This is a genomic window from Polaromonas sp. (assembly GCF_010365105.1).
Classification (GTDB): Bacteria; Pseudomonadota; Gammaproteobacteria; order Burkholderiales; family Burkholderiaceae_C; genus Polaromonas.
The window spans coordinates 19204-30364 of sequence record NZ_JAAFGZ010000042.1 but is presented as its reverse complement, the minus strand read 5'-3'; the positions used below and the strand labels follow the sequence as shown (position 1 = coordinate 30364).

Here is an 11161-nt window from a genome sequence, read left to right as displayed (position 1 = left end):
TCACCCCACCCCCGTCCGAGGCTGTGGATGCGGCGATCGACTGCGCCAACGCCGCGCTAACAACGGCTCAGACGAGCGTCCGCTCGACCGTCGAAAACCTAGACAATGAAAAACAGGAGAAAAAAGACGAGAAAGCGGACTCTTTGACCACTCTTCTCGGCGAGAAAGATGTTCGCAAAAAAACGTATTGCAACTGACTTGGATTGACCATGAACCACCCTTATCCTTACCCTGCCATCGCCTCCTTTCTGTTCATGCTGGCCATTTTCGGGAACCCGGCGGCAGACGCCGGCACACCTGTCGGACAGGTGACCCAGCTCAGCGGCTTCGTCATGGCGGTCAAAGCCAATGGGGTGCTCAAAGTGCTCTCGTCGCAATCGGTGGTCGAAGCGGGTGACACCCTGGTGAGCGAGGAGAACACCTACGTTCGACTTGGCTTGACCGATGGCCACCAGGCTGTGCTGGGCCCGCAGACCCGGCTTGAGTTCACCAGCGAAAGCAGGCTGAGCCTGGCCACTGGCCAACTCCAGGTTCTTGCAGCCGCCTCGCCTGGCGCTACTCGGCTGACCATCATGGCGGGCGAGACCACCGTTGACTCCGGCACCGCGAGCTTTAACCTGTTCTACTGGCCGGACCCGGCCGCCGCCCTCGCACGGCGTGCTTACACGCGGGCCAGCCTGGCCTTGGCCGCTAGCGCGGTGCAAAGCGATGCCGGTACCGGAATTCCCCTTTTGGAGCAGGTTGCGACGACGTTCATCGGGCAATACGTCGCCCCTGCTGTCGGCGTTTCGCCTGGTCCCGCAACCGGGACGCTCGCTCCAGGCCTGCATGTGATGGTGCTTAATGGTGCCATCCTTATGTCGAACGGCGGGGGCTCGCAAAATTTCACAGCCGGGCAGTTTGGCTTCGTTCGTACCTCGGTCCAGCCGCCGATCCTTGTGCCCAACAATCCTGCCCTCCAATTCACTCCACCGCCGACTTTCTTGATTACCAATGCGCCGGGCAACACTTCGAATATGCCAAAACCCGACGCAATTGACTGTGAAGTGCGCTGACCCCAAAAAAGCACTCCCGTACAAAAGCTGCGCATGACACCGGCTTGGCTTTGTCGGTGGTAAAAGGCTTCTGTAAGGGACAAGGCCTCAGCCAAAGGTGGAGTTGGCTTAAAACTTGTAAGTTGAGAGCTAAGCCAAAAAGGCTTATGAATCCAGGCCTAAAAGATATTGAAATGTCTTTTGAGCCTGGCTTACTGTTCGCACAGTAACTTTCGAGCCGCACGACATCACTTCTTGCCGCGTCTCTTGCCGAGAGCAAAGCATGCTTTTCTCGCAACGGCCATTAATTTTTTGAGTTGAGCCAGGTAATCCGAAGTTTTTTTGCGCGCTACAACCCCAATGGCAAACTGCGTGCATCTAACCCCATGGATTGCAGCTCGCGTCGAAAATGGGTCATGGCCAGCGGAAATGCCTGTGAAACCAGCATGTATTGGTAGGGCTCATCCTCGAACCATAAGGAAAGGGCTTCCTCTGTCACATCACTTGGGCAGTCGAACTTGGCCTCATAAGTTGCGCTGAATTCGGCTGAATCGCTCGACGCGCTGGTATTGGTCGATTTAGCGCACAAGTCGATTTTCACCACGGCCTGCAGCGGTGCGCCTGGCACCATGGGAACGGCCAAGCCCAGGTTAATCTCCTGCGCCAACTCCAGCGTCCATTCATCGGTTCCGTTGGCTTGACCCTTGTTTTCCCCATGAAAAGCAAGCGCACGGAACGACACCAGTTTGGGCCGATGTTCAGTCATTTCCATTTCTGAGTCTCCGATGGATAGCTCTGGAACGTCGTCGGCTTGTAAGCGGCCTTGGCACTGCTGCGTCGGTAGTTGTCAAGCACATGAATCTCAGCGACCCGTTTCATCGTCGCAATCTCTGTTTGTCTGGTGAACTCCGCTGCCATGCCCTTTTCTTGGACCAACTGCCAAAACGCCTCTGCGCTGCGGCGCACCAGGCGCAGCAAATTGTCCATGGACTCAGACTGCGCCACATCGTCGTTTTCGTACTTGCTGAACGCCACCGGGCCGCCGCCGAACAGGCGTGCCGCCTGCCCTTGGGTCATCTGGTATTGCTTGCGCAAGGCGGTGATTTCAGGGCCGGTCAGCAGTCCATCGATCTGCTTGCGAAACGCCATCAACACCCGCCTGTTGCGCTTGCTTTCCGGCGCACCAGCAAAGTCAGACGTGCAGACATTGCACAGCCTGTAGTGCAAGGGCAGCATGGCTTTGTGGCCCTTGTAGTCGCTTTCAATCTCTTGCACCTGTGCGGTGACATGGCCTTCACCGCAAATCGGGCAAAGTTCTTGTGTATCCATCTGGACACCCCCTTTAAACATGGCAAGACACCAGCAACACCAAGTTGCCTGCCTTGCCAATGGCAAACTTCAAAAAATACCCCACCGGCATGGCCTTGCCCGTGGCGGGAATCACCTCCAGCCTGCGGATGCTGTAGGCATCGCACGCAGCCATGGCGTTCCTGCCGTTTTCGCACCACTCCGAATCAATGTAGTCCGAGGCTTTGAGGCACTGGATCAAACCCGCCACCTCTGCCAAGTCGTCGTCAAACAGCTTGAACACGTCCTTGCGGCACTTCTCGGTCCAAGTCAAAAGCCGGTTTTCATCCTCGACGATGGCCTGCACCCGTGCCAGGTCGTACAGCGGTCCGCCCGCGATCTTGACCCGCCCGCTTTCGGTGGGAGGCCTTGAACTGTACTCCGAAACTATGAACTTATTTACCATAATGGTAATTTTGATTGGTTGGGCTATCCAGCCACCGATTCCACTAGGGCCTCGGCTAGATGGGCTTGGGTGGTCTGGCTGGCGGACAGACGTTGGCGCAGGCCGGCGCACAGGCAGCGCAGTTCTTCGACACGGGCGACGATGCAGGATTGTTCGGCGAGGGGCGGTAGCGGAAACATGCAGTTTTTAAGCTGCGTCATATTGATTGATGCCAAATTTGTTGTCTGCTTTGCGGATGACGCAAAGTAGGTACGGGCAATCATCGAGTTCAAATACATCTCCGCCCAAACCGGATTCCAGTCTGAAGAAGTGCCACGCGCTTTGAAAACATGGTTCTGATGCAAGCAGATTGCCAACTCATCGCGCCATATAGCCGTTCGTCCTACTTTGTCCCAGTCACCGCCCTCTGTAATCAATAAATCGCCGTTCAAGAGCTGAAAACGATCCAATTCGGTCTGGTCAATCACGACTTCCTTTATCGAAGCCATATTCAAGCGCCATCGCTGCACGTTGGCCACGCGCAGATAAGGCAGAAAAACCGGCGAGGGGATGACGGTTTTCCTGCCTAACGTGATGCCGCTGGAAATCAATGCCACGGCCCCAAATCGCATCCACTCCCACCCCTGCGGCAACGCAAACGGCTTTTCGTCCTCTGCAATCGCCGCCAGCGGCTTGTCGCGCTTGATCTTGCCTTCAAGAAGCAGGCGGTCTTTCTCGGCACGGATTTTTTGCAGCAGGAAGCTGGCAGGCTCGTCTTTCGGGTTTTGGGGCACGAGCAGACCGCGAACGGCCAACTGGAGTATGGTTTGCTCGAAGGCGTCAATGGCCTCAGGGCGGTCGAGCAGCAAGTCGAAATGGGCAGCAATACCCTGCCAGTTCTGCGCCAGCACTTCGGGGGTGTCGCTGCCAGTCAGCGTGTCCAGCAGGGTGCTGACGAGTTGGGCGTGCTGTGCAGCTTCAAGCTTGCCCTTGGCTTCGAGGGCATCGCACACGCGCATGAGTTCTTCGACGCGGGTGACGATGCGGGATTGTTCGGCGAGGGGTGGAATGGCAATCAATGCCTCCAAAAATATTCGCTGGTTGAGGTTGGTCATTGTTGAACCAACAGATTCGCCTTGCAAATGTGCTCGGAACCTTGGATCTCGAAATATCAAGCCTAAATAGCTTCGATTGCAAGCGGAAAAAAGTTTGGCAAAAAAACTGCCTGTGCCACAGAGCCAACCATCTTCACTCGCGGTCACAAGTGCATAGCGGCCTACTTCACCCCTTCGCGCCAAAACCACGTCGCCTGCTGAAAGTTTGTATGCAGAGAGGGTTTGGGCCATCTCGGTATTAACTGAAATCTCTGGGTCATGGAGGATTTTGCCTCCAATCATGTGGGACGGATTGATTAACGGAACGCCATCAAGAACGTAGTCTTGCTTGTGAATAACTGCTCCAAATGGCCCAGTGCATAGTTCTGAAAAATAGTTTCCTGTTTTTACCCACTCCCACCCTACCGGCACCTCAAACGGCTTTTCCTTGTCCGTAATCTCCGTCAGCGGCTTGTCGCGCCTGATCTTCCCCTCGGCCATCAGCCGGTCCTTCTCCGCCCGAATCTTCTTCAGCAGCACACTCGCTGGTTCATCGCCGGGGTCTTGCGGCACCAGCTTGCCTTGCACGGCCAGGGTCAGGATCAGTTCGCGCAGCCGGGCCACGCCGCCGTGAGCCGTGGCCAATAGGTTGAAATTTGATAGCAGCATGCGACCGTCCTTCATGCGCCAGCGAGTGATTTGGTCAAGATTTCCTTCAGCTGGTCGCGCAGGCTTTGCGCCTCGCCCTGCTGACGGGCGTAATCGGCCAGCAACAGATCGGGGTCGTGGCTGATGACGTCCGCGGCATGGGGGTTTTTGTGGTCCAGGTTGTAGTTCGCTGCCTTGATGGTTTCGATGCTCACCTTCCAGGCCTGCTCGTTTTCCACGCGGCTGGCAAATCCATCAGCTTCGCTGCCCCACCAGGCCTTTTCCACGTCGAACTCTTCAATGCGAATCGGCTTGGTCTTGTTGTAATTCTTCACGCCCGCCGGGTAGGGGTGCTCGTAGTACCAGACATTTTCGGTTGGCTGGCCCTTGGTGAAAAACAGCAGGTTGGTCTTGATGCCGGTGTAGGGCGCAAACACGCCGTTGGGCAGGCGCACGATGGTGTGCAGGTTGCATTCGTTGAGCAGCTGCTCCTTGATGCGCGTTTTGACGCCTTCGCCAAACAGCGTGCCGTCGGGCAGCACCAGCGCGGCGCGGCCATTGGTTTTGAGGAGGTGCTTGATCAGCACCAGGAACAGGTCGGCCGTTTCCTTGGTGCGCACGTCGGCGGGAAAGCCCTGCTCGATGCCGGCCTCCTCAATGCCACCAAAGGGTGGATTGGTCAGCACCACGTCCACCCGGTCGGCAGCACCATAGTCGCGCAGCGGGCGGCTCAGGGTGTTACCGTGCTCGATCAGGCTGGGCACCTCCACGCCGTGCAGCATCAGGTTGGTCACGCACAGCATGTGCGGCAGCTGCTTTTTCTCGACGCCCCGGATGCTGGTCTGCAGCAGCGCTTCCTGGTCGGTGTTTTGCACTTGCTTGCGCAGGTGTTCGATGGCGCAGACCAGAAAACCGCCGGTGCCGGTGGCCGGGTCCAGCAGCACCTCGCCCAGCTGGGGGTTGACCATGTCGACCATGAACTGCGTGACGGCGCGCGGGGTGTAGAACTCGCCCGCGTTGCCGGCGCTTTGCAAATCCTTGAGGATTTTTTCATACAGGTCGTTGAACTGGTGGCGCTCGCTTTGGCGGTTGAAGTCAATCGCATTGAGCTTGTTGATCACCTGGCGCAGCAGGTGGCCGCTTTTCATGTAGTTGTAGGCGTCCTCGAACACGCCTCGCACGACAAAGCCGCGCGGGTTGCGCTGGGCATCGCCGCTCAGGTTTTTCAACGTAGCAAACAGCTGGTTGTCCACAAAGTCGAGCAGCTCGTCGCCGGTGATGCCTTCGGCATTGGCGGCCCACTGGCGCCAGCGCATCTCGTCCGGAATCGGGCTGGTGTAGTGGTCGCGGGTGAGTTCAAGCTCTTCTTCCAGGGCGTCGAACACCTTGAGAAACAGCAGCCAGGTGAGCTGCGAGATGCGCTGGGCGTCGCCATCGACGCCGCTGTCTTGCCGCATGATGTCCTGGATGGATTTGATGACGCTCGATAAATTGGACATGGGGTTCGTTTTTCAGGGAGGAAATAGGCTTCTAGCGCTTACATGGTAAGCGCTGCAAGCTATCGAAATAATAGTGGCTAAGGGGTCGCTTTCAGGCGACGGCTACCGTGCTGGCATACAGCTCACGCCCCAGCGTGTGCAAGGCGCTTAGATACTGGGGCCGGCCGCCAAAGCTTTTGATGAGTTCACTGGCGCTGCCCATCTGGTTGAAGGGCTGTACCTTGAGCACGTCGTCGCTCTCGATGGTAACAATGCCTTCGTCGGCGTACTTGTCGAGCAGCGCGTCCATCACCTTGCGCGCCACCGGGCCGTACTGGGTGAAGACGTTGCGCTTTTTGACGCGGCTGGCGCGCTCGCGGCGGGTGAGCGGCGGCTGGTTGTAGGCCACGTGCAGCAGCAGGTCGAACGGGTCGAGGTCCAGGCCCTTCTGGCCCAGCTCGTCGGCCAGGGCTGCGAGCAGCACGCCCTGGCTTTCCAGCTCCTGCAGCAGCGCGGCCTTGCGGTCGGTGCTGTTCCAGGCTTGCAAAAACTGGTCGAGGCTGTCGTAGTGCTTGCCCAGGTTGATGCGGGTGTAGTCGCGCAGGCTTTCGGTGATGAGCTGGCCCTGGGCGTTGAGGTATTGCACCCGCTCGCGCGCCACGGCAACGGTGACCGTGCCACCCACGACGTATTTTTTGGGTTCGCCCTCATCGCCCGGGCCAAAAGGACCCAAGGGGCCGAGCGGGTCTTGAAGACCCAAGGGGTCGTCCAGACCTGTCAGATTCAGCGGATCGCCGAGCTGGCCGGGGGTGCCCAGCGGTTCCTCGGGCGGGGCCACGGGCTCGCCGGGCAGCGGTTCGTAAATCTGCACCGGTTCGCCATCAAAGTCCTTGTCGGCAAAGAGTTCGGTGGCGCGCTTGAAGTCCAGGATGGTGAACCAGGTTTTGCCCAGGTCTTCGCGCAGGCGGGTGCCCCGGCCAATGATCTGCTTGAACAGCGTCATCGACTTGATGTTCTGGTCCAGCACGATGAGCTTGCAGGTTTGCGCGTCCACCCCGGTGCTCATGAGCCTGGAGGTGGTGGCAATCACTGGATAGGTTTTCTCGGGGTCGATGAAGTTGTCGAGTTCGTGCTTGCCCTCGGGGTTGTCACCGGTGATCTGCACCACGTACTTAGGCTGCGTGGCGCACAGGTCGGCATTGGCGTTGGAGAGCGCCTGGCGCATGCGGGCAGCGTGGTCGATGTCTTCGCAAAACACGATGGTCTTGGCGTAGCGGTCGGTGGCCTTGAGGTATTCGGTGATCTTGGCGGCCACCACCTCGTCGCGCTTTTCGAGCACGAGTTTGCGGTTCATGTCGATGGCGTTGTAGATCCGGTCTTCGATCGCATGGCCGTGCTTGTCGAGCATGCCGGCCGTGGGCCGCCAGCCAAACGTGTCCTTGTCCAGATCGACCCGCACCACCTTGTAGGGCGCGAGGTAGCCGTCTTCAATGCCTTGCTTGAGGCTGTACGTATAGAGGGGGGCACCAAAGTAGTCGCTGTTAGAAATCTCTTTTGTTTCCTTGGGCGTGGCGGTCAGGCCGACCTGGGTGGCGCTGGCAAAGTAGGCGAGGATTTCGCGCCAGGCGGAGTCTTCATCGGCGCTGCCGCGGTGGCATTCGTCCACCACGATCAAGTCAAAGAAGTCGGGCGAAAACTGCTTGTAGATGTTACGTTCTTCCTCAACGCCGCTGACCGCCTGGTAAAGCGAGAGGTAAATCTCATAGGACTTGTCCACCAGCTTGGTGGTCTTGTTGACGGCCAGCGTCACGTCTTCTGCAGTGACGCTGCCTTGCGGGTCGATGCGCTCGACGCCCTTGGCGTTGGGACTGAGCTTTGCCATGGCGCCCTTGAAGGGCCTGAAGTCGTTGACCATGGTCTGGTCGATCAGGATGTTGCGGTCAGCCAAAAACAGGATGCGCTTTTTGGCCTTGCTCTTCCACAGCCGCCAGATGATCTGGAACGCGGTGTAGGTCTTACCGGTGCCGGTGGCCATGACCAGCAGCACGCGGCTTTGGCCGCCGGCAATGGCCTCGACCGAACGGTTGATGGCATTCAACTGGTAGTAGCGCGGCGTTTTGCTGGGCGCGTAGTCAAATTCGGCAACCTGGCGCACTTCAGGACTCCAGCCTTTCCATGCGCAGTAGCGGCTCCACAGCTCGGCCGGGCTGGGGAATTCATCGAGCGTGAGGTTTTGCTCCAGCACGCCGCTGGCGAGCGTGGCGTCGCGAAACACAAAGCCGTCGCCGTTGCTGGAAAACGAAAACGGCACATCGAGCAACTGGGCATAGTTGATGGCCTGGGCCATGCCGGCACCCACCGCATGCCCGTTGTCCTTGGCCTCGACCACGGCCAGCGGAATGTTGGCTTTGAAAAAGAGAGCATAGTCAGCGCGCAGCACCGTGGACTTGTCGCGCTGGGCTTTGCTGCCCCGCACCACCACGCGCCCGGCGCGCAAGGGGTATTCGCGGTAAATCTGGTCCAGTCCGTTCCAGCCAGCCTGCTCCATGGCGGGGCGGATGAACTTGTCGCAGAGGTCGCTTTCCGAGAGATTTTTCTTGTTCAAAGCCTGGCCCTGCGTCGTCGTTGATGGGATCAAACCCGTGTCAGGGCTAATTTTTCGGATATCCACCATTTGTAACATCATGACACGGCGCAGGAATGCATTGGCGGGGGTGAATTTTTCATGGCCGCATCCAGCGGGCGGCTCGCGGGTGAAAAAGCCGAATACGTCCTTTGCAGCGTTAGCTGCCGTTGTGTCGAGCAAGTCCCCGCCTGTTTTTTGATGCCGTGAACCTGGAAGAATTGTTTGGCCAGGCCAATCCCTATGGCGTCGGGTTTCATGGCGGACTCTCGTGCTTGGGTTCAAGTCCCAAAGTCTGCTGCACCACTTTGGCTACATGCGTTGTGTCGCCGAGCGGCTGGGATGGTTCAGCCCATTGGAAAATAAAGCACAGTGAGGGATAAGCATCAATAAACAAGGCAACAATACGACATGGGGCATAGCTATATTTTTATATAGCTATCTATAATGATAGCTATATACAGGGCATTCCAATGATCTATGCGGTTGTGAACACAAAAGGCGGGGTTGGAAAAACCACCACGGCGGTACATCTGGCCACGATGCTTGCCCGCCTGGGTGAAACCTTGCTGATCGATGGCGATCCGCAAGCCAGCGCAGCGAGCTGGGCTGCGTGGCGACGGGACAATTCTTCGCATGGCCCAAGCCCGACCACCACCTGCCTGGCGGGAAAAGCGATCCTTACGGAAGGAAGGCAACTGGCAACCAAGTATGCGCATGTTGTCGTTGATGCCGGTGGCCGTGATTCGGTCGGCTTGCGCTCTGCACTGCTGTTGGCGCAAATGGCGATCGTGCCCATCGGTGCCAGCAACCTCGATGCGGCGGCCATGACCGACTTGATGGAAGTCGTTGAGTTGAGTCGCGATTACAACCCCGAACTGGATGTGCGCGTGTTGTTGACCCGTGTCGATCCGCGTACGAAAGATGCCGCTGAAATGCTGGAATTTCTGACCGAACAAAAACTGACGGTTCTTCCGACCAAGGTTTGCGAACGCGTTGCCTTCCGCCGTGCCATCGGTGAGGGCGTCATCGTTCAGGAGTTGGGCAAGGATCAATCGGCCATTGCCGAAATCGAGGCCTTTTTTCGTGAGGTGCAGGCGTGAAAGCAAAACCCAATACGGATCAATTCAGGCCAGGAAAAGACCCTTCCACTTTTCTCGAAGGCGGTGCCGGTGATGCTGCCGATAGGACGGCAAAGGTACAGCCGGCGGCCGTCACCCTTCAAAAGCCAACAGATCAACCCGTGGTCGAAGCCAAAGTGCATCGTGAGCAAAAGGTCTTCCGCCTTCCTCTTGATTTGATCAACGAGCTCAAGCGCGAGGCCTATGAGCGATCAGTGAAATCAGGCTCCCGCGTGACTGAAACGGAGTTGGTGGAACAGTCGTTGCGCGCGTTTTTCAAAAGTTAGATTGTTTTATAGATAGCTATATAGTTATCTATATAGGTAAATAACGACAGGATGATGCAACGCAATGGATCAAAAGCTGACGACAAAACAAGGCCGAGAAGCTTGGGTGAAAAAAGCTGTTGAGGCTGGTGTGACAGAAGCCGAAGCGCGAGATACGATGCACAAAATGGTATCGGCTTTTGATTCCGGGAAATCAGTACCCAAACCGAGCAAACCGTCCAGTTCGGGCCGCAAACCGAAATCGACTCCCTCAAATTCCGCTGGCTTTTACGTCAGTATTCCATTGCCTTCAGCCAAAACGAAAGTTGAAGTGTCGACACCGTTAAATGCTGAGATCAGCCAGCTTCCGTTGTGGCCGGAAGTGATGCGTTCTCTCCCGAACGAAATCCTTCGATCTGCACTTTTCAACGCAAGAAATCGAAAAAATCCACGATCAATGATGAAGAGCGAACCTGTCGCCGTCATTGGTGATGGAAGAATCAGTTATCGAGGCGAAGAGTTACGTCAGGATGATGAGACGGTGTGGCTCCAACTGGTTCATTTGGCGCGTCGACATGTCGCTGGCCAGCTTGTCGAATTCACTGCCTACTCGTTCTGCAAGGACATTGAGTGGTCCATCAACAGCAAGAGCTATGACCGCCTGAAGGAGTGTTTGCGCCGGATGCAAGCCACCGGCCTCGATGTTTACAGCAAGCGTCTTGGCCGAGGCGTCAGTCTGTCCATGATTCCGTTTTTTGAGTACGAAGACAGTGAGACGCAAAAAACATTGCAGCATTGGCGGGTTCGCATTGCGCCAGAATTGGTTGAGCTATTTGGCGACCATTACTTCACGCGCATTGAGTGGGCGCAACGGTTGCAGCTGCCCGATGGCCTAGCAACCTGGCTCCACGGCTATTTGGCAACGCACCGTGTACCGCACCCTATCAAAATCGAAACGATTGCTCGGGGCGCAGGGCTTACGGAAACCAACAAGCCCGAACTTCGACGGCTTATCAAACGGGCGCTCACAAACTTGATCAATTGTGGATTTTTGATGGAATTCAACATTCATGACGATATCGTCACCGTGAAAAGGGTTGGAAACCACAGTTCCGAGCGTTGACGCTATTGAGTTTTGACCCATGGTGGGGGTCTTATCTTCTGC

Annotated in this window: 12 protein-coding genes; 5 read left to right on the top strand and 7 right to left on the bottom strand. The window is 57.0% G+C overall.

What is annotated here, in order from left to right; translation table 11 throughout:
- The coding region (locus GZ092_RS19020) for a hypothetical protein (RefSeq protein WP_293638679.1) at positions 1-197 on the top strand (197 nt) is incomplete at its 5' end.
- Between the two features lie 12 nt (positions 198-209).
- A complete protein-coding gene (locus GZ092_RS19015; RefSeq protein WP_293638677.1) occupies positions 210-1055 on the top strand; it encodes a hypothetical protein in 846 nt (281 codons plus the stop codon).
- Positions 1056-1383: 328 nt separating this feature from the next.
- Here the strand turns inward: GZ092_RS19015 and GZ092_RS19010 are convergent, their stop codons facing one another.
- The 7 genes from GZ092_RS19010 to GZ092_RS18980 all read right to left on the bottom strand — a co-directional run bounded on the left by GZ092_RS19010 (position 1384) and on the right by GZ092_RS18980 (position 8869).
- Entirely contained in the window at positions 1384-1806 is a 423-nt protein-coding gene (locus GZ092_RS19010) for a hypothetical protein (RefSeq protein ID WP_293638675.1), read from the bottom strand.
- Positions 1797-2363 (bottom strand): type II toxin-antitoxin system MqsA family antitoxin, encoded by a 567-nt coding sequence (locus GZ092_RS19005; protein ID WP_293638680.1) that lies wholly within the window; start codon positions 2361-2363, stop codon positions 1797-1799. Before GZ092_RS19005 ends, GZ092_RS19010 begins: the two co-directional genes overlap by 10 nt.
- A gap of 13 nt (positions 2364-2376) precedes the next feature.
- Positions 2377-2787, bottom strand: a complete 411-nt coding sequence (locus GZ092_RS19000) for a hypothetical protein (protein WP_293638673.1) — start codon at positions 2785-2787, stop codon at positions 2377-2379.
- 23 nt (positions 2788-2810) lie between these two features.
- The gene (locus tag GZ092_RS18995; protein ID WP_293638671.1) at positions 2811-4529 is read right to left on the bottom strand and encodes a restriction endonuclease subunit S; all 1719 of its coding nucleotides are present in this window, start codon (positions 4527-4529) and stop codon (positions 2811-2813) included.
- 11 nt (positions 4530-4540) lie between these two features.
- A complete protein-coding gene (locus GZ092_RS18990; RefSeq protein WP_293638669.1) occupies positions 4541-6007 on the bottom strand; it encodes a class I SAM-dependent DNA methyltransferase in 1467 nt (488 codons plus the stop codon).
- Positions 6008-6098: 91 nt separating this feature from the next.
- Positions 6099-8591, bottom strand: a complete 2493-nt coding sequence (gene hsdR, locus GZ092_RS18985) for an EcoAI/FtnUII family type I restriction enzme subunit R (RefSeq protein WP_293638668.1) — start codon at positions 8589-8591, stop codon at positions 6099-6101.
- A 77-nt stretch (positions 8592-8668) separates the two neighbouring features.
- On the bottom strand, positions 8669-8869 hold the full coding sequence (locus tag GZ092_RS18980) for a hypothetical protein (RefSeq protein ID WP_293638667.1): 201 nt from the start codon (positions 8867-8869) through the stop codon (positions 8669-8671).
- Between the two features lie 213 nt (positions 8870-9082).
- On the opposite strand from GZ092_RS18980, the gene GZ092_RS18975 reads away from it, so the two are divergent.
- The 3 genes from GZ092_RS18975 to trfA all read left to right on the top strand — a co-directional run bounded on the left by GZ092_RS18975 (position 9083) and on the right by trfA (position 11119).
- Positions 9083-9712, top strand: coding sequence for a ParA family protein (locus tag GZ092_RS18975; protein WP_293638666.1), 630 nt, complete (start codon positions 9083-9085; stop codon positions 9710-9712).
- Positions 9709-10017: a hypothetical protein gene (locus tag GZ092_RS18970; RefSeq protein ID WP_293638664.1), complete on the top strand. Its 309-nt coding sequence runs from the start codon at positions 9709-9711 to the stop codon at positions 10015-10017. The genes GZ092_RS18975 and GZ092_RS18970 overlap by 4 nt, the downstream gene beginning before the upstream one ends.
- A 64-nt stretch (positions 10018-10081) precedes the next feature.
- Positions 10082-11119, top strand: coding sequence for a plasmid replication initiator TrfA (gene trfA / locus GZ092_RS18965; protein WP_293638663.1), 1038 nt, complete (start codon positions 10082-10084; stop codon positions 11117-11119).
- The last annotated feature ends 42 nt before the right edge of the window (positions 11120-11161 follow it).

What these genes read in the sequence shown, in the direction of transcription:
- GZ092_RS19005 (WP_293638680.1), bottom strand. Translation starts at nt 2,363, where the DNA reads ATGGATACACAAGAACTTTGCCCGATTTGCGGTGAAGGCCATGTCACC.
- GZ092_RS18980 (WP_293638667.1), bottom strand. Translation starts at nt 8,869, where the DNA reads ATGAAACCCGACGCCATAGGGATTGGCCTGGCCAAACAATTCTTCCAG.
- GZ092_RS18975 (WP_293638666.1), top strand. Translation starts at nt 9,083, where the DNA reads ATGATCTATGCGGTTGTGAACACAAAAGGCGGGGTTGGAAAAACCACC.
- GZ092_RS19000 (WP_293638673.1), bottom strand. Translation starts at nt 2,787, where the DNA reads ATGGTAAATAAGTTCATAGTTTCGGAGTACAGTTCAAGGCCTCCCACC.
- GZ092_RS18995 (WP_293638671.1), bottom strand. Translation starts at nt 4,529, where the DNA reads ATGCTGCTATCAAATTTCAACCTATTGGCCACGGCTCACGGCGGCGTG.
- GZ092_RS19015 (WP_293638677.1), top strand. Translation starts at nt 210, where the DNA reads ATGAACCACCCTTATCCTTACCCTGCCATCGCCTCCTTTCTGTTCATG.
- GZ092_RS18990 (WP_293638669.1), bottom strand. Translation starts at nt 6,007, where the DNA reads ATGTCCAATTTATCGAGCGTCATCAAATCCATCCAGGACATCATGCGG.
- trfA (WP_293638663.1), top strand. Translation starts at nt 10,082, where the DNA reads ATGGATCAAAAGCTGACGACAAAACAAGGCCGAGAAGCTTGGGTGAAA.
- GZ092_RS19010 (WP_293638675.1), bottom strand. Translation starts at nt 1,806, where the DNA reads ATGGAAATGACTGAACATCGGCCCAAACTGGTGTCGTTCCGTGCGCTT.